Origin of the sequence: Fictibacillus sp. KU28468 (assembly GCF_026153615.1) — a bacterium.
GTDB lineage: Bacteria > Bacillota > Bacilli > Bacillales > Fictibacillaceae > Fictibacillus_C > Fictibacillus_C marinisediminis.
The window spans coordinates 2,528,669-2,549,415 of record NZ_CP110666.1; the positions used below are offsets into that span (position 1 = coordinate 2,528,669).

At 44.5% G+C, this 20,747-nt stretch carries 19 protein-coding genes and 1 pseudogene; all 20 read right to left on the reverse strand.

Annotation, left to right across the window (positions count from 1 at the left end; genetic code table 11):
- Positions 1-22: 22 nt before the first annotated feature.
- Positions 23-325 carry a YlxQ family RNA-binding protein gene (locus OKX00_RS13085; protein WP_369795759.1) on the reverse strand — a complete coding sequence of 101 codons (303 nt, stop codon included), beginning with the start codon at positions 323-325 and terminating at the stop codon, positions 23-25.
- Position 326: 1 nt separating this feature from the next.
- Positions 327-587, reverse strand: a complete 261-nt coding sequence (rnpM, locus tag OKX00_RS13090) for an RNase P modulator RnpM (RefSeq protein ID WP_062231800.1) — start codon at positions 585-587, stop codon at positions 327-329.
- Positions 588-614: 27 nt separating this feature from the next.
- Complete coding sequence (gene nusA / locus OKX00_RS13095; RefSeq protein ID WP_265407654.1) at positions 615-1,706, reverse strand: transcription termination factor NusA; 1,092 nt, start codon at positions 1,704-1,706, stop codon at positions 615-617.
- Positions 1,707-1,723: 17 nt separating this feature from the next.
- Complete coding sequence (rimP, locus tag OKX00_RS13100) at positions 1,724-2,197, reverse strand: ribosome maturation factor RimP (protein ID WP_053354460.1); 474 nt, start codon at positions 2,195-2,197, stop codon at positions 1,724-1,726.
- Between the two features lie 162 nt (positions 2,198-2,359).
- Positions 2,360-6,656: pseudogene (locus OKX00_RS13105) on the reverse strand (PolC-type DNA polymerase III).
- 100 nt (positions 6,657-6,756) lie between these two features.
- A complete protein-coding gene (locus OKX00_RS13110) occupies positions 6,757-8,469 on the reverse strand; it encodes a proline--tRNA ligase (protein WP_265407655.1) in 1,713 nt (570 codons plus the stop codon).
- Positions 8,470-8,489: 20 nt separating this feature from the next.
- The gene (gene rseP / locus OKX00_RS13115; protein ID WP_053354463.1) at positions 8,490-9,767 is read right to left on the reverse strand and encodes an RIP metalloprotease RseP; all 1,278 of its coding nucleotides are present in this window, start codon (positions 9,765-9,767) and stop codon (positions 8,490-8,492) included.
- A 16-nt stretch (positions 9,768-9,783) separates the two neighbouring features.
- Complete coding sequence (locus tag OKX00_RS13120) at positions 9,784-10,932, reverse strand: 1-deoxy-D-xylulose-5-phosphate reductoisomerase (RefSeq protein WP_053354464.1); 1,149 nt, start codon at positions 10,930-10,932, stop codon at positions 9,784-9,786.
- Between the two features lie 23 nt (positions 10,933-10,955).
- Positions 10,956-11,750 (reverse strand): phosphatidate cytidylyltransferase, encoded by a 795-nt coding sequence (locus OKX00_RS13125; protein ID WP_265407656.1) that lies wholly within the window; start codon positions 11,748-11,750, stop codon positions 10,956-10,958.
- A gap of 15 nt (positions 11,751-11,765) precedes the next feature.
- Entirely contained in the window at positions 11,766-12,524 is a 759-nt protein-coding gene (locus tag OKX00_RS13130; RefSeq protein ID WP_062231788.1) for an undecaprenyl pyrophosphate synthase, read from the reverse strand.
- An 86-nt stretch (positions 12,525-12,610) separates the two neighbouring features.
- A complete protein-coding gene (frr, locus tag OKX00_RS13135) occupies positions 12,611-13,168 on the reverse strand; it encodes a ribosome recycling factor (protein ID WP_053354467.1) in 558 nt (185 codons plus the stop codon).
- A complete protein-coding gene (gene pyrH, locus OKX00_RS13140) occupies positions 13,168-13,893 on the reverse strand; it encodes a UMP kinase (RefSeq protein WP_053358273.1) in 726 nt (241 codons plus the stop codon). Before pyrH ends, frr begins: the two co-directional genes overlap by 1 nt.
- Before the next feature lie 95 nt (positions 13,894-13,988).
- Positions 13,989-14,873 carry a translation elongation factor Ts gene (gene tsf / locus OKX00_RS13145; RefSeq protein WP_256225784.1) on the reverse strand — a complete coding sequence of 295 codons (885 nt, stop codon included), beginning with the start codon at positions 14,871-14,873 and terminating at the stop codon, positions 13,989-13,991.
- Between the two features lie 102 nt (positions 14,874-14,975).
- A complete protein-coding gene (rpsB, locus tag OKX00_RS13150; RefSeq protein WP_053354469.1) occupies positions 14,976-15,701 on the reverse strand; it encodes a 30S ribosomal protein S2 in 726 nt (241 codons plus the stop codon).
- A gap of 175 nt (positions 15,702-15,876) precedes the next feature.
- Positions 15,877-16,305, reverse strand: a complete 429-nt coding sequence (locus tag OKX00_RS13155) for a DUF6115 domain-containing protein (RefSeq protein WP_265407657.1) — start codon at positions 16,303-16,305, stop codon at positions 15,877-15,879.
- A gap of 28 nt (positions 16,306-16,333) precedes the next feature.
- Entirely contained in the window at positions 16,334-17,101 is a 768-nt protein-coding gene (locus OKX00_RS13160; protein WP_265407658.1) for a FliA/WhiG family RNA polymerase sigma factor, read from the reverse strand.
- Positions 17,102-17,127: 26 nt separating this feature from the next.
- Entirely contained in the window at positions 17,128-17,616 is a 489-nt protein-coding gene (locus OKX00_RS13165; protein WP_265407659.1) for a chemotaxis protein CheD, read from the reverse strand.
- Complete coding sequence (locus tag OKX00_RS13170; protein WP_265407660.1) at positions 17,609-18,250, reverse strand: chemotaxis protein CheC; 642 nt, start codon at positions 18,248-18,250, stop codon at positions 17,609-17,611. Before OKX00_RS13170 ends, OKX00_RS13165 begins: the two co-directional genes overlap by 8 nt.
- Complete coding sequence (locus OKX00_RS13175) at positions 18,250-18,717, reverse strand: chemotaxis protein CheW (protein WP_265407661.1); 468 nt, start codon at positions 18,715-18,717, stop codon at positions 18,250-18,252. Before OKX00_RS13175 ends, OKX00_RS13170 begins: the two co-directional genes overlap by 1 nt.
- Positions 18,718-18,739: 22 nt before the next feature.
- On the reverse strand, positions 18,740-20,737 hold the full coding sequence (locus tag OKX00_RS13180; RefSeq protein WP_265407662.1) for a chemotaxis protein CheA: 1,998 nt from the start codon (positions 20,735-20,737) through the stop codon (positions 18,740-18,742).
- Positions 20,738-20,747 lie beyond the last annotated feature (10 nt).

Below are 20,747 nucleotides of genomic sequence, written 5' to 3' on the forward strand. Positions count from 1 at the left end.
CATATGTTCACCCCCGATTGGTTTAATCAAGTAAAGCAGTTAACTTTTTCGTAAAACCAACATCTGTCACGGCAACCACTACCCGCTGGTCTTTGCCGATAGCACTGCCGAGACTATAGCGGTCATCTACCCATCTTACTTCTACTTTATAGTAAGCGCATTTATCGGTAACTTTCTTCCTTGTGTTTGCCGATGCATCCTGTGAGAGGATAACAAGCTTTGCGTTCTGCCGCTGTACAGCTTTAACAACAAGCTCCTCTCCGGAAATGCATTTACCTGCCCGGTTTGCCAACCCCAGCAGTGAAGCCCATTTAGATGCAGTCAAATTAGAGGACTCCTTTTTCGAGTTCTGAAAACACATCATCCGTAACAGGAGCTTTCAGTTGATTGCTCAAACTTCCTTTTTTTTTCGCAAGTGCAAAACAGGACGCCTGGTTGCACAAATACGCGCCTCTGCCCGATTTCTTTCCGGTTCGATCAACGAAAACTTCGCCTTCAGGAGAACGGACCACACGCACTAACTCTTTCTTGGGTTTCATTTCCTGGCAAGCCACGCATTTACGCATAGGAATTTTACGGGTTTTCATCCAGCCCCACCCCCATCTTCATTAAAACTATTCTTCGGAAACTTCGAAATTCCCCTCTGCTTCTTCACCGTTATAAAGCCCTGATTCTTCAGCATCAGACTGGCTTTTAATATCAATCTTCCAGCCCGTCAATTTCGCTGCAAGCCTCGCATTTTGTCCACGCTTGCCGATTGCAAGAGACAGCTGATAATCAGGAACGATGACAGTTGTCATCTTTTCTTCTTCATTGACAAGCACTTCAAGCACCTTTGCGGGGCTTAGAGCATTTGCCACATAAACGACCGGATCTTCAGACCAGCGGACGATGTCGATCTTTTCACCATTAAGCTCATTTACGATAGTTTGGACACGGCCGCCTTTTTGTCCAACACATGAACCCACTGGATCCACTTCGGGGTCAGCAGCATGGACGGCAATCTTGGAACGGTCTCCTGCTTCCCTCGCAATGGATTTCACTTCCACTGTTCCATCATAGATTTCAGGAACCTCAAGTTCAAATAGGCGCTTCAGCAATCCCGGATGTGTTCTTGAAACAAGGATCTGCGGCCCTTTCGTTGTTTTTTCAACTTTTGTAATAAAAACTTTAATTCGGTCATTCGTCGTGTATTTTTCACCCGGCATCTGTTCTGTTGCTGGAAGCAATGCTTCAACTCGGCCAAGGTTCACATAGATGTATCGGTGGTCTTGTCTTTGAACCACTCCTGTAATGATATCTTCCTCGCGGTCGATGAATTCAGAGAAAATAATGCCGCGTTCAGCTTCGCGGACTCTCTGGGTAACAACCTGTTTTGCCGTCTGTGCAGCAATTCTTCCAAAATCACGCGGAGTGACTTCCAGCTCCACAATGTCTTCAAGCTCATACTGCGGATTGATCTTTTGAGCTTCTTCAACTGAAAGTTCCTGCCTTGGATCCGTAACTTCTTCAACAACGTTCTTTCGGGCAAAAACCCTGATGCTTCCAGTCGTTGTATTAAAATCAACTCTTACATTCTGTGCTTGGTGAAAGTTTCTTTTATAAGCTGAAATCAGTGCAGCTTCGATTGCTTCAATTAATATATCCTTGCTGATTCCTTTTTCTTTCTCCAAAAACGTCAGTGCATCTAATAGCTCGCTACTCATCCATCTTCTCCCCTTTATTAATTGAACACAACCGCAAGTCTGGCACTTGCTATCTTGTTATATGGCAGTTCTACCTCGGTATTCCGGGTTTTAACTTTTACCTGCAGTTTTATAGTTTCTCCGTCAAATCCTAGCAGTTTGCCCTCAAACTCCTTTACACCATCAACCTGCTCATACATTTTAATGTGGACATTTTTCCCTATCGCTTTTGCAATGTCTTCCGGTTTTTTCAAAGGCCGTTCAACGCCGGGTGAAGAAACTTCCAAAAAGTATGCCTGTTCAATCGGATCAGAAGCGTCCAGCTTTTCGCTGAGCCGTTCACTTACCGTCCCGCAATCCTCAATGTCCACACCTGTTTCATTATCAATAAATACGCGAAGGAACCAGTTTTTTCCTTCTTTTACAAACTCGATATCTACCAGCTCAAGGTTCAACTCATCAAGTATCGGCACCACAAGCTCTTCGGTAGTTTCAGTGATTTTCTTACTCATTAGAATCCTCCCTTCCACCAAAAAAATCCTTTTCCAAAACGAAACGAAAGAGTGGGTTTCCCCACTCTTTTCCCGAAAGGTATTCATAAGTATTTCCAAATTTACTATATCATAATCCAAGGGTTTATGCAACTTGCCTTACCATCAGCCGCTATGCTCATTTTAGAAGAGAGAGAGCTGGTTGGCTTCAGGCATGCCTGCAAGACAGCCCTGTTCATCCAGATAGTCGATGATCGTTTTAGATAGGCGAGCCCTCTGCTGAAGATCCTCTTTCGAGAGGAACTCACCGTCTTCGCGCGACTTCACGATATTGAGAGCCGCATTGGTACCAAGGCCGGCAATGGAGTTGAACGGCGGGATAAGCTGGTTTCCTTCCACCAAAAACTCGGTTGCGCTTGAGCGGTAAAGATCCACTTTTCCAAAAGAGAATCCTCGTTCGCACATTTCCAACGCCAGTTCGAGAACTGTCTGCAAGTTCTTTTCCTTTGTAGAGGCATCCAGCCCTTTAGAAGAGATCTCTTCAATTTTAGCTTTGATAGCGCTTGAGCCTCTTACCATGGCGGTGATGTCAAAATCGTCGGCACGGACCGTAAAATAAGCAGCATAGAAAAGAATGGGATAATGCACTTTAAAGTAAGCGATTCTAACAGCCATCATAACATAGGCTGCAGCATGGGCTTTCGGGAACATATACTTGATCTTCAAGCATGAACCTATATACCAGTCCGGCACATCATTCTTTTTCATCTCTTCTACCCATTCAGGGATGAGTCCTTTTCCTTTACGAACGCTCTCCATGATCTTAAAGGCGAGTGAAGGATCAAGGCCTTTATAGATCAGATACACCATGATATCGTCACGGCAGCCGATTACGTCTTTCAGTTCGCACGTTCCATCAGCGATAAGCTCATTGGCATTATTGAGCCATACATCCGTTCCGTGAGAGAGGCCGGAGATCTGCACAAGCTCTGAGAACGTGCTCGGCTTCGTCTCTTCAAGCATCTGCCGGACGAACTTTGTCCCAAATTCCGGGATCCCTAGAGTACCGGTCTTACATAGAATCTGATCTTCTGTTACACCGAGTACTTCAGGCCCGGAAAATATTTTCATAACTTCCTGGTCAGATGCTGGAATCGTCTTCGGATCAATGCCGCTTAAATCCTGGAGCATCCGGATGACGGTCGGATCATCGTGTCCCAGTATATCGAGTTTCAAAAGGTTGTCATGGATGGAATGGAAGTCAAAATGCGTCGTCTTCCACTCGGAGTTCTTATCATCAGCAGGAAACTGGATCGGACAGAAGTCATAGATATCCATGTAATCCGGAACAACGATTATTCCGCCAGGATGCTGGCCGGTCGTCCGTTTTACACCGGTACAGCCAGAAACCAGCCTGTCCACTTCTGCAGAACGGAGATTGATGTTATGGTCAGATGCGTATCCTTTTACATAGCCATACGCTGTTTTCTCAGCAACTGTGCCAATTGTCCCCGCTCGATATACATACTCTTCTCCAAAAAGTTCCTTCGTATAGTTATGGGCTCGCGGCTGGTATTCACCCGAAAAGTTTAGATCGATATCTGGTACCTTATCCCCTTTGAAGCCAAGGAACGTTTCAAATGGAATATCCTGCCCGTCTTTTCTGTAGAGCACAAGGCATTGCGGGCATTCTTTGTCGGGAAGGTCGAAGCCTGATCCGACAGAACCATCATCAAAAAAGATCGATTCCTTACATTCCGGACAAACATAATGTGGCGGAAGGGGATTAACTTCCGTAATTTCTGTCATCGTCGCCACAAAGGATGACCCGACTGACCCCCTCGAACCAACAAGATATCCGTCAATCAGTGATTTTTTAACGAGCTTATGAGAAATGAGATAGATAACAGCGAACCCATGCCCAATGATGCTGTTCAGTTCTTTTTCCAGCCGTTTTTTCCACGATATCAGGCAGTTTCTCGCCATAGATGCTGCGAGCCATCGAATAACTCATGTTCCGCACGTCATCTTCAGCACCAGGAATTTTTGGCGTGTACAAGTCATCAGGTATCGGCTTGATCTCTTCGATCTGGGCGGCAACTTTTTGGGTATTCGCTACAACAACCTCAAACGCCTTCTCTTCTCCCAGGAACGAGAAACAATCGAGCATTTCGTCTGTTGTCCGAAAATGGACTTCAGGCAAGCTTTGCCTATTAAGCGGGTTTGCCCCACCCTGGCTTGAAATAAGAATTTTTCGGTAGATGGCATCATTTTGTTCCAGATAATGGACATTACCTGCAGCAACTACAGGCTTTCCAAGCTTTTCACCAAGTTTGACGATATTCCCGATAATCTCCCTTAACGCCAGCTCATCCTGTATCAGCTCTCGTTCGATCAGATGATAGTAGTTGGATGGAGGCTGGATCTCAAGATAATCATAAAACTTTGCGATTTCTTCCACTTCTGCCGGAGCTTTCTGCATCATGCCCTCGAAGACTTCTCCCTTGTCACAGCCTGAACCGATAAGCAGTCCTTCCCGGTATTTCGCCAGACGTGAGCGAGGAATCCTTGGTGTTCTGTAAAAATAATTCAAATGAGACTCAGATACGAGCTGGTATAAATTTTTCAATCCCTGCTGGGTTTGGGCGAACAGAATACAATGAGAAGGCCGGCTCCTCATATAGCCACCCTGCCCCATGTTTTCATTCAGCTGGTCATGAAACTCTATCCCTTTTTGGAATGATTCCTTTAATAGTTTCCATAATAGATACCCGGTAGCTTCTGCATCGTAAATGGCCCTGTGGTGCTGGGTCAGTTCAATATCAAACTTTTTACAAAGTGTGTTCAGTCTGTGATTTTTCAGCTCGGGCAGAATAAAACGCGCAAGTTCCAAGGTATCGATGACCGGATTACGAGCCTCCTGGATTCCGATTTTACGAAATCCTTCGTTCAAGAATCCCATGTCGAAGCTGGCATTGTGAGCTACAAGAATATCATTGCCCATGAACGTTTCAAAACGCCTTAAAACTTCCTCGATCTCTGGAGCGTCTCTCACCATATCGTCGGTGATTCCCGTCAGATTGATCGTAGTGTCTGAAAGCGGTTCATGCGGATTCGCAAACGACTCAAACCGATCAATAATCTCACCGTTTAGCACCTTAACGGCAGCAAGCTCAATGATCTTATTGTAAACGGCCGATAAACCTGTCGTCTCTACGTCAAAAACGATATAGGACTCATCGGCGAGTTTACGATGCTGCTCATTGTATGCGATCGGCACTCCGTCATCCACTAGATTTGCTTCCACACCATACAGGACTTTAATTCCATTCTTCTTCCCGGCAGAGTAAGCCTCCGGAAAGGATTGAACGCCAGCATGGTCGGTTATCGCTACTGCTTCATGGCCCCATTTGCTCGCTTGGCTGATCAGCCTGGATGCCGATGTTACGGCGTCCATCTGGCTCATTGGGGTATGAAGATGAAGTTCTACCCTTTTCTTTCCTTCTTCTGCAAGATCTTTCCTTGTTTCAGGTTTGATCTCGTTGATGTCGTTAGCGATCATTACTAGATCACGAACGAACGTATCATTTTGGATTCCGCCCCGGACCTTCACCCAGATTCCTTTTTTAACAGCTTGTAAAATCGGTATATCCTCTTTATCTCTTGAGAAGATCTTCACCATGATTGAATCGGTATAATCGGTAATCTTAAACGTAAGCAGCGTTCGGCCGCTTCTAAGTTCCCGTGTCTCCGCATCAAAAACGAATCCCTGCAGAGTAACCTTCCGTTCTTCATCTTGAATCGTTTCAATGGAAACAGGGTCATCGGGAATCTTGTAACCTATCATGATCTCTGATGGAGCAGAAGAAGCATCTCGTTTATCTGCTTTCTCCTTCTCAATAAGCGCAGCGAGCACTTTATCTGCGTCTTCCTGCTTTTTCTGATCAACGAACTTTTGAAATTCCTCTTTACTGTGTTTTACTTCGATCTCGAGAGACACCGATTCCATACCGAACGAGCGGTAGACTTCTGTCATCGCTGAAGAAAGCTTTCTTTTGATGAGCAAGCCTTCAGCCTCGTTTCTTACCGTAACTTTTATTTTGTTCCCCGTCACTTCTGGTGTCTGCCCTAAGAGGCCAGGTATAAGAGAGCTCGCTGTTGTTTTAAGCTTCTCACAGCATATCTCCCAATATTGGCTCAATAATGCTTCTTCGCAGTCTTTCGTTTCGCAGCGGACGGAAAACGATACTTTTGCAATATGTTCAAACGCCTGAGTTAATTTCGCGGTAAAAAACGTATAAACATTGGCAGGCATTGGCTTAGGCAATGAAAAATAAAAATGCCAGCTTCTGTCGTTCTTATCGATGGCGAGCTTTTGAACGCTGCCTTCGCCAAGGTGCTGGCGCAGTTCGTCCGGGATGCCAATCTGGTCCAAGAGCAGAGCGAAGCGTTCTTTTCTTACCTGATCGTCACTGTTCATGATGCCCTCCTTCCATAAATAAGAGGATGACTTAGGTTGGAAAGCCCAATTCCCCAAAGAATTCCTTCGGGTTTCAGGCACATAAGTCATCCCCTGGATGCTAGCGCGCTAGTATTTCGCGGCGGCTTTTAACTGCCTCCACTAGTTCTGAAACATGTATCTCGGCAACTTCACCGGTTTTTCTGATTTTCAATTCCACAATTCCTTCGCCTGCTTTTTTTCCTGCAGTAATGCGGATTGGAATTCCGATTAGATCAGCATCGGCGAATTTGACACCTGCACGCTCTTTTCGATCATCATAAAGACAATCATAACCTGCATCCTTTAACTCATCATACAGTTTTTCGCTGAGACTTGCCTGAATGTCGTCCTTGCTGTTGGCCGCAATGAGATGCACATCAAACGGAGCAAGTGAAACTGGCCAGATGAGCCCTCTTTCATCGTTGTTCTCTTCCGCTACAGCAGCAAGTGTACGTGAAACCCCAATCCCATAGCAGCCCATTGTCATGATCTGATTTTTTCCGTTCTCATCAAGAAATGCTGCGTTTAATGGTTCACTATAGACTTGTCCGAGTTTGAAGACATGCCCCACTTCAATTCCTTTTGCGAACCGGATCGTTCCATTTCCGTCCGGTGAAGCATCACCTTCTTGGATGAAACGGAGATCAGCATATTGAGAAACACTAAAATCTTTACCCGGATTCACATTTTTATAGTGATAGCCTTCTTCATTAGCACCAATGACGGCGTTCACCATATACTCAACTGCTTCATCTGCGATGACCTTCACATTCTCAGGTGCTGAAACAGGGCCGATATTGCCCGGCTTGCATCCCATCGTAGCTTCTGTCTGCTCAGCAGCTGCCAGTTCCACTTGTTCTGCACCAAGCGTATTTTTAACCTTGATATCATTTACCTCATGATCTCCGCGGACGAGAACGAGTACAGGTTCATCGTCTGCCATAAACAGAACAGATTTGATGATTTGACCTGATTCTACATTTAAATAGGCAGCCACTTCTTCAATGGTTTTTGCATTATCGGTTTGAATTTTTTCCGATTCTTTTTTTGCTTCATCAGATGTTTCATAAACCTCGCTGACAGGAGCCATTTCAATGTTCGCTGCAAAATCGGATTCGGTAGAATAAGCAATCAAGTCTTCACCAATCTCAGAAAGTACCATAAATTCATGATTGTCTTTTCCGCCAATAGCTCCTGAATCTGCAAGGACCGCTCTAAAGTTTAAGCCGCATCGGCTGAAAATAGCTTTATAAGCTTCTTTCATTCCTTCATAGGTATCATCCAGGCTTTCCTTGTCAGCATGGAAAGAATAGGCATCTTTCATGATGAACTCGCGGCCTCTAAGAAGCCCGAAACGAGGACGTTTTTCATCTCTGTATTTTGTTTGGATCTGAAAAAGATTAAGTGGCAGCTTTTTATAAGACTTTACTTCATCGCGAATCAGGCTCGTGATGACTTCCTCATGGGTTGGACCGAGCGCAAATTCACGCCCGTGACGGTCTTTTAAACGCATGAGTTCCGGGCCATAGGAGTACCATCTTCCTGATTCCTGCCATAGTTCAGCAAGCTGAAGCGCCGGCATGCCAAGCTCATTGGAGCCTGCATTCTCCATTTCTTCGCGAATGATTGCTTCTACTTTATGAAGTACCTTTTTCCCTAAAGGCAAAAACGAATAGATTCCAGCTGCATTCTGACGGATAAAACCCGCTCTGAGCAGCAGCTGATGGCTGACAACATCGGCATCTGCCGGAACTTCTCTTAATGTTGGTGCGAACAACCTGCTTTGCTTCATCTCTCCACCTCAACTAAAACTTATTGATCAATTTTATCTAAAAAGAATTTATGAATATCATTCCATGTAACGACCAGCATCAGGAGCATCAGAAACGCAAATCCGATAAAGTGGACGAGCCCTTCTTTCTGCGGATCGATAGGCTTTCCTCTTAATGCTTCAAGTGCCAGGAATAGGAGTCTTCCGCCGTCTAGTGCAGGCAGCGGCAATAGATTAAAGATGGCTAGGTTGATGCTAAGTACAGCCGCCCACTGCAGGAGCATAGGAATTCCGCCCTCTGTTGCTTTATTCGTATACTCGTAAATTCCAACCGGTCCGGAAAGCTGATCAAATCCATGTTTTCCGGTAATCAGGTCACCTAGGCCAATAAAGATCATCTTCGTCATGAACCATGTCTGTTTTGCTCCGTAGGAGACAGAACCCAATAAAGAAAACTCAGTGGACGGATAAGCCCCGATAAACCCTTCCTTGTTCCCTTTGTTATCCATATCCCTTTCGCCTGGAGTGACTGGCTTTTTAAGAGTCTGTCCGTTCCGGTCAATTTCGAAGGTCAGTTCTTCTCCCGGATTCTGTTGTATGAATGAAACCAGCTCTTCCCAGTTACTGACTTTATCACCGTTGACCGAAACGATCTTATCACCCTTCTGCAGGCCAGATTTTATGGCAGCTCCATCCGGTGCCAGATTACCCAGCCTCGCTTCTTTCGTCGGGATGCCCTGAAACAGTGAAAAACTCATCAATACGATGAACGCAAGCAGCACATTCATGAACGGACCAGCAAAGATTGCGAGCGTCCTCTGCATTAGCGTCTTGGAACCAAACTGTCTGTCATACGGTGCGATCTGCATTTCCTGGTGGTCAGCTGCATACATCGCTTGCGGATCTACTTTATAGATAAGACGTTCGCCTTCCTCATTTTCAAATCCGCGGATAATCAGATCCCTTTCCAGATCGGCACTTTCTACGGTAATGACTTTTTGAATCTCATATTTTTCTTTATGATTCACGATAATCTTCTGTACATTGCCTTCCGGGTTAAAAATCAAACCAACCCTGTAGCCCGGTTTAAGCTCGATGCCTTCAGGATCTTCCCCAGCCATTCTTACAAATCCACCAAGGGGGAGAAGGCGAACCGTGTATGTCGTTTCGTTCTTCTTGAATGCAAAAATTTTAGGACCGAACCCGATGGCAAATTCTCTGCATAGAATACCCGCTCTTTTGGCAAGAAGCAAATGGCCAAGTTCATGAAAGAACACAAGTGCACCCAGGATAATAACGATGGCAATGACTGTATTCATAACCTTTTACCCACCTTTAATTTAGTAATGACTGAACATACTGCCTTGTAAGTCTATCGATTGCCTGTATCTCTTCCAGCGTTGGCCGTTCGATGAACTCATGCTGCTCCATAGCCTTTTCAATAAAATCTTCAATCCTTAAGAAAGGAATCTTCCGGTCTAGAAAAAGTTGAACAGCTTCTTCGTTTGCAGCATTCATGGCTGTTGTCATCGTACCGCCCTTCTCACCGGCAATGTATGCCAGCTTCAGGCAGCGGAACCGTTCCTGATCCATCTTTCCAAAGTGAAGTTTGCTTATTTCCCATAAGTTTAACCTTTTGGATGAAGGCAGTTCAAGTCTGTCGGGATACGTAAGAGCATATTGGATAGGAACCCTCATATCAGGGTTTCCAAGGTGAGCCAGTGTGCTGCCGTCCTTGTACTCTACCATAGAGTGTATGATACTTTCTTTGTGTAAGATGACGTCTATTTTTGAATATGGGATATTAAACAGCCAATGTGCTTCAATAACTTCTAATCCTTTATTCATCATCGTAGCGGAATCAATGGTGATTTTGGCACCCATCGACCAGTTTGGATGGTTCAGCGCTTGATCTACTGTTACATCAGCCAGCTGGTTTCTCGTATAATCACGGAAACTTCCGCCGGAGGCCGTCAAGATCAGGCGTTCGATCTGCTTGGGATTTTCTCCATTCAAACATTGGAAGATCGCTGAATGCTCACTGTCCACGGGCAGAATTCGGACACCATGCTTTTCTGCGAGTTCCATCACGATATGCCCAGCCGTCACTAGTGTTTCTTTATTAGCGATCGCAATGTCTTTGCCGGCTTTTATTGCATGGATGGTAGGCAGGAGCCCTACACTCCCCATCACAGCGCTGACGACGATATCTGCTTCGGTCGCAGCAGCCGCTTCGATTAAGCCTTCTTCTCCAAAAACGATGCGGAAGCTGTTCCCCAGCTTCAACCGAAGCCGGTCAGCATCCTCCTTTTTCTGGACAGCAATCACTTCTGGCTCAAACTTATGGATGATCTCCAGGCCTTTTTCCATATTCTTCCCAAAAGAAATGGCTGTTAACCGAAACTGCTCAGGGTGCTGCTCGATCACATCAAGAGTCTGTACTCCTATTGAACCTGTAGCACCCAACAAACTGATTTTTTTCATAGATTACTCCTTGTCCTTTTCTCTTAAGCAAGCAAGTGCAGAATATGCAGGAGAGGAAGAACGAACAGCCAGCTGTCCGTACGGTCTAAAATCCCGCCATGCCCCGGCAGCAGATTGCCAGAGTCCTTCACCCCGTAATGCCGTTTAAAGGCAGACTGCGCAAGATCCCCGATTTGTCCAAAAATACCCGCGATAACCGCCATTAAAATGACTACTGAGAGCGTAAAAGGAATAAAGTTAAACGCATAGCACAGCAAACCTACAGCAATGCTTGTGATAATTCCGCCTACAGCCCCTTCCACAGTCTTATTCGGGCTGATTACAGGCCATAGTTTTGTTTTCCCTATCGATTTCCCTGTAAAATAAGCTCCAGAATCTGCACCCCAGATCATGAATAGGATGAAGAATAAGATCGGGAGGCCTTGATCCATCAGCCTCGTTTCAAGAATATAGTGAAATCCATATCCGACATATAAAGAAGAGAGAATGACGAATCCAGCATCATCAAATGTAAATCTGTTCTTCGTTATAACCGTTACCACCAGGATCAGCAGCAAAGCAAGAACAATCGGTTCAGCACCTGAGAAATAGCCAAGATACGTTACTTTCCAATTTTCAGGAATAACGGTCGCCAGAGTCAGCAGCAGCCCGATGAGCCCCTGAACAGACAGAATCGTTATCTTTTTCATTCTAAGCAATTCATGCAAACCAATCACTGCCAATGCGATGATAACGAGAGTAAAGGGCAATTTGCCATAAACGGTAACTCCTATAAAAAGAAGAGCGGCAATAATACCCGTGATGATACGTTCCTTCATAAATCCTCCTTCTTATTATACACCGCCATAACGCCGACCGCGATTTTGATAGTCGTAAATGGCTTTTTTAAAATGTTCCTCAGTAAAATCGGGCCAATTGATGTCGGTAAACCAAAATTCACTGTAAGCCAGCTGCCACAGCATAAAATTGCTGAGACGGACTTCTCCGCTTGTTCTGATGAGCAAATCAGGATCAGGCAGGCTTGCACTCATCAAATACTGGCTGATCAGTTCTTCGCTGACGTCCTCCTGAGTCACTGCACCTTTGCCGATGTCTTGGATAATTTGAGTAAGAGCGGTTGTAATTTCGTTTCTGCTTCCGTAATTCAAGGCAAAATTCAAAACGAGTCCCGTGTTGCTCTTTGTTTTTTCAATCGCCTCGTCAACAGCCTGGATGGTATGTATCGGCAATACTTCTTTATGCCCCATGATCGTAACGCGCACATTCTGTTCAATCAGTTCAGGCAAGAAGCTATTCAAGAATTCACCGGGCAGCTTCATAAGAAAATCCACTTCATCCCGCGGACGCTTCCAGTTCTCTGTTGAAAAAGCATAAAGTGTAAGAACTTTTACGCCAAGATCACTGGCGTGCCTGACCACTTTTTTAACAACCTTCATTCCTTCATGATGTCCGGCAATCCTTGGGAGACCGCGCCGTTTTGCCCAGCGTCCGTTGCCGTCCATAATAATAGCGACATGAGCGGGTATTAAATCATCTTTTATATCCATCACAGATTTTTCGTCTTTTTTCCAGAATGTAATTCTGTCAAGCATGGCAGAGCCCCCATTTAGTCCAGACTTAACAAAAAAACCCCCTGTATAAAGAGGGCTTTTCTTATTTTATTTTACATGGAAATCAATTATACTTCCATGATTTCTTTCTCTTTATTTACAGCGACAGAATCTACTTCGCTAATGTATTTGTCTGTAAGCTTCTGTACGTCCTCGCTGTAGCGGCGCAGTTCGTCTTCTGTGATCTCACCGTCTTTTTCTGATTTTTTCAAATCATCGTTGGCATCACGGCGAACGTTTCGAAGAGCTACTTTTGCTTCTTCACCGTATTTTTTAACGAGCTTAACGAGTTCTTTGCGTCTTTCTTCTGTCAGAGGAGGAATCGCAATCCTGATCACTTGGCCATCATTAGAAGTCGTCAGCCCAAGATCAGATTTTTGAATCGCTTTTTCAACATCATTCAAGGCGGATTTGTCATAAGGCTGAATGACCAATAAACGGGCCTCCGGCACAGATATTCCCGCTAACTGGTTAATCGGAGTCTGTGCTCCGTAATAATCGACATGAATACGATCCAAAAGCGCAGGATTAGCTCGGCCGGCACGTATAGTTGAAAGTTCACGCTGAAAAGATGAAATGCCTTTTTTCATTCGGTCTTCTGCGTTTGTCAAAATTTCCTTTGCCATTAATTATTCCCCCTAATCGTCGTTCCGATTTCTTCACCTATAACTACACGCTTAATGTTGCCCTCCTCCATGATGGAGAATACGATAAGCGGTATATCATTGTCCATACATAAAGAAGAAGCTGTTGTATCCATTACTGCAAGTCCTTCTTTCAGAAGATCAAGGTAGGATAAAGTATTGTATTTTACAGCTGTTTGATCAATCGTCGGATCAGCAGAATATACGCCATCCACATTGTTTTTAGCCATCAGTATGACTTCAGCTTCAATTTCCGCAGCGCGAAGAGCAGCTGTCGTATCCGTTGAAAAATATGGATTTCCTGTTCCTGCTGCAAAAATAACAACACGTTTCTTTTCAAGGTGACGAATAGCTTTTCTGCGAATATACGGTTCAGCTACCTGACGCATTTCAATTGAAGTCTGTACCCTTGTCTGAACACCGATGTTCTCCAGGCTGTCCTGCAACGCCAGGGAGTTCATGACGGTTGCAAGCATTCCCATGTAATCAGCGGAAGCACGATCCATTCCCATTTCACTTCCCGCTTTGCCTCTCCATAGATTACCGCCGCCAACAACTACAGCAACTTCTACACCAAGCTCAACGATGTCTTTGACTTGGTTGGCTATGGACTGAATGACAGCCGGGTCAATTCCGCTGCCTTTTCCGCCGGCAAGTGCTTCTCCGCTTAGTTTTAGGACTACTCGTTTGTATTTTGAAGTACTCATAATTCCCTCCGTATCCATCACCTTATTATAGCTTGCTTCTTCCGTTCTGAAAAAAAGGGAACACACTGTGCTCCCTCATTCTGCTTTTTACTGCATTACTTTTTAACTTGAGACATTACTTCTTCAGCGAAGTTATCTTCGCGTTTTTCCATTCCTTCTCCAACTTCAAAACGAACGAATGCTTTTACAGTTCCGCCTTTAGAAGCCACATATTTACCTACTTTTTGATCTGGGTCTTTGACGAAAGACTGGTCGTTCAAGCAGATCTCTTCGAAGAACTTGCCAAGGCGTCCTTCTACCATTTTAGCAACGATATTTTCCGGCTTTCCTTCGTTTAGAGCTTGTTGAGTAAGAACTTCACGCTCACGCGCTACTTCTTCTTCGCTTACCGCATCACGGGAGATGTAGCGAGGGTTGACTGCAGCTACATGCATAGCTACGTCTTTTGCAACTGCTTCGTCAGTAGTTCCTTCTACTACAGAAAGTACGCCGATGCGTCCGCCCATGTGAAGGTAAGCTCCAAATACAGCATTTTCGCCTTTTTCAATGATTTGGAAACGGCGAAGAGAGATTTTCTCTCCAATTTTAGCGATCGCATTGTTTAGGTAATCGTTAACGGAAATGCCTTCACTTTTGATTTCTGAAGAAAGTGCTTCTTCTACAGAAGAAACGTTCGCTTCAAGAAGGTGCTTAGCAAGCACTGAGATCAATGCTGTGAAGTTTTCGTTTTTCGCAACAAAGTCAGTTTCTGAGTTCACTTCAAGGATTACAGCTTTGTTTCCGTCTACAACAACAGAAGTTAAACCTTCTGCAGCGATACGATCAGCTTTTTTAGCTGCTTTCGCGATTCCTTTTTCACGAAGGAAGTCGATTGCTTTTTCCATGTCACCGTTTGTTTCTGTCAAAGCTTTTTTGCAATCCATCATCCCCGCGCCTGTTTTTTCGCGCAATTCTTTTACCATTTGAGCTGTTACTGCCATAATGTAATTCCTCCTTTGGTTTATGTAAAGCATGGTTGACTTTAGCATTAAAAAAGGGCGTGAAAGGGCTTATCCCCTCCATCACCCTTCTGTTTATATTGCTTATGCAGATGTTTCTTCGTCGTTTTGAGCTTCTTGCTCTTCTCCGCCTTGGTTAGCTTCGATAATAGCATCAGCCATTTTTCCAGTAAGAAGTTTTACTGCACGAATCGCATCATCGTTACCAGGAATCACGTGATCAACCTCGTCAGGATCACAGTTTGTATCCACGATAGCGATAATAGGAATGTTCAGCTTGCGAGCTTCTGCTACAGCGATTCGCTCTTTGCGAGGATCTACGATGAATAGCGCATCTGGAAGGCTGTTCATTTCTTTGATTCCGCCCAAGAACTTTTCAAGACGATCCATTTCCTTTTTAAGAAGGATAACTTCTTTTTTAGGAAGAACATCAAAAGTCCCGTCTTCTTGCATTCTTTCAAGTTCTTTTAAACGGTTGATACGTTTGCGGATAGTTCCGAAGTTTGTTAATGTTCCACCTAACCAGCGTTGGTTGATGAAGTACATGCCAGAACGAGCTGCTTCTTCTTTAACAGAATCCTGAGCTTGTTTTTTAGTACCTACGAAAAGAATTTTACCGCCGTTTGCAGCGATGTCTTTCATTACGTTGTAGCACTCTTCAACCTTTTTCACTGTTTTTTGAAGATCGATGATGTAAATGCCGTTACGCTCAGTGAAGATGTAACGAGACATTTTCGGATTCCAGCGACGTGTTTGATGTCCAAAGTGTACGCCGGCTTCCAATAGTTGTTTCATTGAAATGACTGCCATGATGGCACCTCCTGATGGTTTTGTTTTCCTCCGCCTGCTTCGCCTTTAGCCAAAACTGCAAATATGCAGCACCAATGGTTAAATCCGCAGACGTGTGTGATTAACACCGAAAGTAAATATACCATACTTCGGCACAGAGTAGCAAGATAAAATATAATTTCTTGTCGATAAATCCTTATCTGGCTCCATGAAACTTTAGGATCAGCTCGATCTCACCCTTGCCCCTGTCAAGCATTTTCGCAATCTGATCTGCAGTATAGCCACTTTCCGCATAATTTAAAACATCTTGATGCAAAATGGCGTCCTGAATGTCTTCTGTTGCGGCAGCTGGGTTGCCATTCTCCGCATCCTCTATATGATTTTCAGCAGCAGGCTCGGTTTTTACAGGGCCTGTGCCGCAGTTTTCTTTGATCAGGTTCATGATCTCATCGTTCTGTTCTTTCATCTCGCTGGCATAGGCAAGGAGCAGATCTTCAATCTCTCTTTTTACCTGTTCATCCTGAAGAGCAGCTCCACCGCCGCTCTGTTTCTGCCATAACACGGCAATCAAATAAAAACATAATACATTCAGCACTAAACTGACAGTGGTTAGAAAATACAGCATGTGATCCCCGCATTCTGAAAAAGAAATTTTATAAATACCGTTTTAACACCTGTCTTAGCCGGAAAAGAGCCTTGGAATGAATTTGTGATATCCGTGAAGTTGATAATCCGAGCACTTGGCCGATCTCTGTGAAAGTCAGTTCTTCGAAATAGAATAAACTGACCACAAGCTGTTCTTTTTCATTCAATTCCGTAATGACTTCTGCCAATTCCTTATGCAGTTCGGACTGTACGATCTCTGACTCTGGAGACAGACCCTTTTTATCTTCTATTGTATAGCCGATCTTTTCTTTGTTCTCACTATCCCTGTTATCTTCATCGATGGAAAGTACATTCGCAAAAAAACTTTCGGAGATGACGGAATTCACTTCGTCTTCTTCAATTCCAAGTTCTTCAGCCACTTCAAAAGAACTCACCGTCCTGAGATTCTGCTGTTCGAGCTTCTCGATGGCCGTTTCAATTCTTTTTGTTTTTTCCCTCAGCGACCGCGGAAGCCAGTCCTCTTTTCTCAACCCGTCAAGTATTGCTCCTCTGATTCGAAAGGAAGCATACGTATCAAATTTAAGATCCCTCTCGGGCTCGAATTTTTCCAGAGCATCAAACAAGCCGAGCATGCCCAGGCTCTTTAACTCGTCACGGTTAACGTTCTTTGGCAGACCGACTGAGATTCGCTGCACATGGTATTGAACCAGCGGCATATACCCTCTTAAAAGTATATCTCCGGCTTCGCTGTCCCTGTCTTCATGCCATTTTTTCCACGTTTCCTGCTCTTCTACAACAGAAGATGAAGATGTCATGCCTACTCCCCCTGAATTTCAGTTTTTTAAATGATGAACTCTTTTTGGTGTACGGTTTTGATCATCAGCTCAAATGTGTCTGTGTTAAACTCAATCGTTCTTCCTTTATTTCCGCCCGTATCCTCAGCGACCAGCGGTATCCCTGAATCCGACAGTCCGCTCTTCACAGCTTCCACATTCCTCGGACCGATCCGAATGGATTCCTGGCCTGAAGAAAATTGAAACATCTGTGCACCTCCTGCTATTTTAGCTTTCAGCCGGATCTTCTTGACACCTTGTGTCTCCAGATTTTTCACAAGAGCTTTTACAGCCGTATCTGCATACTTCCCTTCATTAACTTCAGGTGTTCTTGACATTGATGAATCCGGCAGCATGACATGTGCCATACCTGCCTTCCTTGTTATCGGATCATAAAGGATAATGCCTACACAAGATCCAAGGCCGGTTGTCCGGATAAACGCCGCCGGTCCTCCATAGGAGATTTCTGCTATGCCAACTTTAATCACTTCACTCATGCAAAGGCACTCCAAGCGCATCAAATATTTTTTCAAACGAATCAGGATCAGGCAGCAGAAAAAAGTATCCGTGTATACTGTCCGAGTGCATGTTTTCCGGTTCGGTAAGTGACGTGTTAATAATAATTGCGTAATCACTTGATTTCGATATTTCAATCAATCCATAGCCCAGGATAGCACCTGTCATATCTATAGTCAGTGATGGAACAGATGGCTGTATGTTCATTCCTGTAAGATCGGATAAGGCCGACAAGTAAGATCCGGAAAGGATGTTGCCCGCCTCTTGCAGGGCAGACAGGGTCAGTTCGGAATACACACCTTCAGCCGGGTCATATGGTTCTCCGGCTAACAGATGGCTGACAAGCTTTTTTGACTGATTCAGGGGAAGCATGAAGAACATCGATCCTGGAGCGTCACCAAGCATCCGCAGGTAGACTGCAGCCACAACCGTTTCTGTTCCTCCAAGGAGTTCTGTCATCTCCTGAAGGGAGACAATATTCACTGAAGGAACCCTCATATCTACGGTTTTCCCGAGAAGTTCTGAGAGAGCGGTAGCCGCATGCCCTGCGCCTATGTTTCCGACTTCCCTCAGTACATCCAAATGAAAACCCGTCAAGCGTGCATATCCGGCCATTATCCCTGATTACCGATTAAATGTAATTGTGTGACTTCTTCTTTGTTCAGCACTTTGTCTAACTGGAGTAGAATCAGCAGTCTATCCCCAATCTTAGCAACACCGTCCAGATATTCTGCGTTTATTCCGCCTGCCACCTCTGGTGTAGGCTCAATATCCGCAGCAGGAATGTCAAGCACATCATTTGCGGAGTCAACGATCAGGCCGACTTCCATCTCATCCGTATTTACAATAATAATTCTCGTGTTCTCATCCGTTTGTTTTTCTTCCATTCCGAATCGGCTGCGAAGATCAATAATCGGGGTTACAATTCCTCTAAGATTAATCACACCTTTTACAAACCCGGGAGATCTTGGAATTCTTGTAATATGAGAAACTCGCTCAATCGATTTCACCTGGTGTACATCTACGCCGTATTCTTCGTTTTCTAATTGAAATACAATGACTTTTATCTCTTGTCCGTTCATGTCAGACTACCTCCGTATATGGTTATTTTATAAGTGCGTTACAATCTAGAATAAGAGCAACTTGACCATCACCCAGAATGGTTGCGCCCGAAACTGCAAAGACGGATGCCAGGTAATTCCCAAGCGATTTCAAAACAATCTCCTGCTGGCCTATCAGGGAATCCACAGCAAGCCCCGCCATCTTGTCTCCTTTTTTAACAATGACTACAGAACTTCTGTCCTTTTCATCCCAGCCCGGTACAGGCACTTCAAACAGTTCGCTCAACGAAATAAGCGGAACTACTTTGCCCCTGAAATCAATCATTGGCTGATGATGGACGGTCATGATATCGCTCTGTTTTATCAGCGCCGTTTCTATAATAGAAGAAAGAGGAATGGCATACGTTTCTTCCCCTGCCTTCACGAGCATGGAAGAAATGATGGAAAGCGTCAGGGGAAGCTGGATTGAAAATAAAGAACCGCTGCCTTCCCTTGAATCTACAGTGACGAAACCGCCTAACGATTCAATTTTATTTTTCACTGCATCTAAGCCAACACCTCTTCCAGATATGTCAGAGATAACGTCCGCTGTTGAAAAGCCAGATGCGAACAATAATTCAAAAACTTGTTTATCTGTGAAATCTTCTGATAATTCCCGGTTTACAATTCCTCTCTCAATGGCCCGTTCGAGTACTTTGTGCCTGTTAATTCCTGCTCCATCATCTTGAATTTCGATAAACACATGATTTCCGCTATGATACGCCCTAAGATGGATCGTACCGATCTCGCTTTTCCCCGCTTCAGCCCTCTTTTCGGGTTTCTCGATTCCATGATCAATGGAATTTCGCAGCAGGTGAACAAGCGGGTCACCGATCTCATCGATCACCGTCCGGTCAAGTTCTGTTTCTGCCCCCGATATCTCAAGAGAGACTGATTTTCCAAGGTCTTTTGCCAATCCCCGTATCATACGCGGAAAGCGGTTAAACACCTGGTCTACCGGCACCATTCTCATGTTTAAAATGATGTCCTGCAGATCAGATGAAATTCTCGACATCCTTTCGACCGTTTCATTCAAGTCATTGCTTTTCAAGTCTTTTGATATCTTCTCAAGGCGTCCCCTGTCGATGACCAGTTCCTCAAAAAGGTTCATCAGGCGGTCCAGCCGGTCTATGTTAACTCTGATTGTTTTACTTCCGGCCGATGGGGAAGATGTTTTTTGAGCGGGCTCGCCCTTCATATCAGTTCCAGTCTTTTCTTCCTCCGGATCCGCCTCTTCTGCTTCGTTCTGAGCAATGTGTTCTGCCATAATACTTTCTATTGAAACCCTATCAATCTCAGACACCTTCAAAAGGTTGTTTTGAATGGTCTCAGGCAGTTCTTTTGAAATGAGGGTTACTTGAAATTCCCGTTCGAATTTTTCCTGTTCGATAAGATCTACCGAAGGGACTGATTTCACCACTTCACCCATCTGCTCCAGTGTTTCAAATGCCATGTACGCCCTTACGGCTTTTAGCAGACAATCATCGCGAAGTTCAACAGATATTTGGTATACGTGAAAGTTTTGCTCAAGTGACTGTTTCATGATCGTCATTTCATATTCATCAAATATCGCTTGTCCTGCCTTGCTCTGTTCTTGTTTATTTTGAGGATGCTCCTCGCTATTTCCGGACTCGATGGCATGAAGAAGGCGTACGATATCTTCCACGTCTTTTTTTCCATCTCCTCCGTTGCCAATGGATAATACCATCTCTTCCAGGTGATCAATGGAAACGAACAAAGCATCCAGGAGGTCCTGCGTAACGGTCAGCTTGTGATTCCTTATGCCATCGAGCACGTTTTCCATAATATGAGTCAGGTTCGCTAGATCTTCATAACCCATTGAAGCAGACATACCTTTCAGCGTATGGGCTGAACGGAAAATTTCCTGAACGATCGATAATTCATCAGGCTGTTTTTCCAAAAGCAGAACCTGTTCATTCATTGATTGTAAATGTTCTTTACTTTCTTCAATAAAAATATCCAAGTATTGACTCATTTCCATCTGGTTTCAC

Coding starts and splice junctions, on each gene's coding strand:
- OKX00_RS13120 (WP_053354464.1), bottom strand. CDS start 10,932: ATGAAAAAAATCAGTTTGTTGGGTGCTACAGGTTCAATAGGAGTACAG.
- tsf (WP_256225784.1), bottom strand. CDS start 14,873: ATGGCAGTAACAGCTCAAATGGTAAAAGAATTGCGCGAAAAAACAGGC.
- frr (WP_053354467.1), bottom strand. CDS start 13,168: ATGGCAAAGGAAATTTTGACAAACGCAGAAGACCGAATGAAAAAAGGC.
- OKX00_RS13110 (WP_265407655.1), bottom strand. CDS start 8,469: ATGAAGCAAAGCAGGTTGTTCGCACCAACATTAAGAGAAGTTCCGGCA.
- rpsB (WP_053354469.1), bottom strand. CDS start 15,701: ATGGCAGTCATTTCAATGAAACAACTATTGGAAGCCGGCGTACACTTT.
- OKX00_RS13160 (WP_265407658.1), bottom strand. CDS start 17,101: ATGACATCTTCATCTTCTGTTGTAGAAGAGCAGGAAACGTGGAAAAAA.
- rnpM (WP_062231800.1), bottom strand. CDS start 587: ATGAAAACCCGTAAAATTCCTATGCGTAAATGCGTGGCTTGCCAGGAA.
- pyrH (WP_053358273.1), bottom strand. CDS start 13,893: ATGAGTACTTCAAAATACAAACGAGTAGTCCTAAAACTAAGCGGAGAA.
- OKX00_RS13130 (WP_062231788.1), bottom strand. CDS start 12,524: ATGCTTGACAGAATTACATTCTGGAAAAAAGACGAAAAATCTGTGATG.
- OKX00_RS13170 (WP_265407660.1), bottom strand. CDS start 18,250: ATGGCCGGATATGCACGCTTGACGGGTTTTCATTTGGATGTACTGAGG.
- OKX00_RS13165 (WP_265407659.1), bottom strand. CDS start 17,616: ATGAGTGAAGTGATTAAAGTTGGCATAGCAGAAATCTCCTATGGAGGA.
- rimP (WP_053354460.1), bottom strand. CDS start 2,197: ATGAGTAAGAAAATCACTGAAACTACCGAAGAGCTTGTGGTGCCGATA.
- OKX00_RS13175 (WP_265407661.1), bottom strand. CDS start 18,717: ATGAACGGACAAGAGATAAAAGTCATTGTATTTCAATTAGAAAACGAA.
- nusA (WP_265407654.1), bottom strand. CDS start 1,706: ATGAGTAGCGAGCTATTAGATGCACTGACGTTTTTGGAGAAAGAAAAA.
- OKX00_RS13180 (WP_265407662.1), bottom strand. CDS start 20,737: ATGGAAATGAGTCAATACTTGGATATTTTTATTGAAGAAAGTAAAGAA.
- OKX00_RS13155 (WP_265407657.1), bottom strand. CDS start 16,305: ATGCTGTATTTTCTAACCACTGTCAGTTTAGTGCTGAATGTATTATGT.
- OKX00_RS13125 (WP_265407656.1), bottom strand. CDS start 11,750: ATGAAGGAACGTATCATCACGGGTATTATTGCCGCTCTTCTTTTTATA.
- rseP (WP_053354463.1), bottom strand. CDS start 9,767: ATGAATACAGTCATTGCCATCGTTATTATCCTGGGTGCACTTGTGTTC.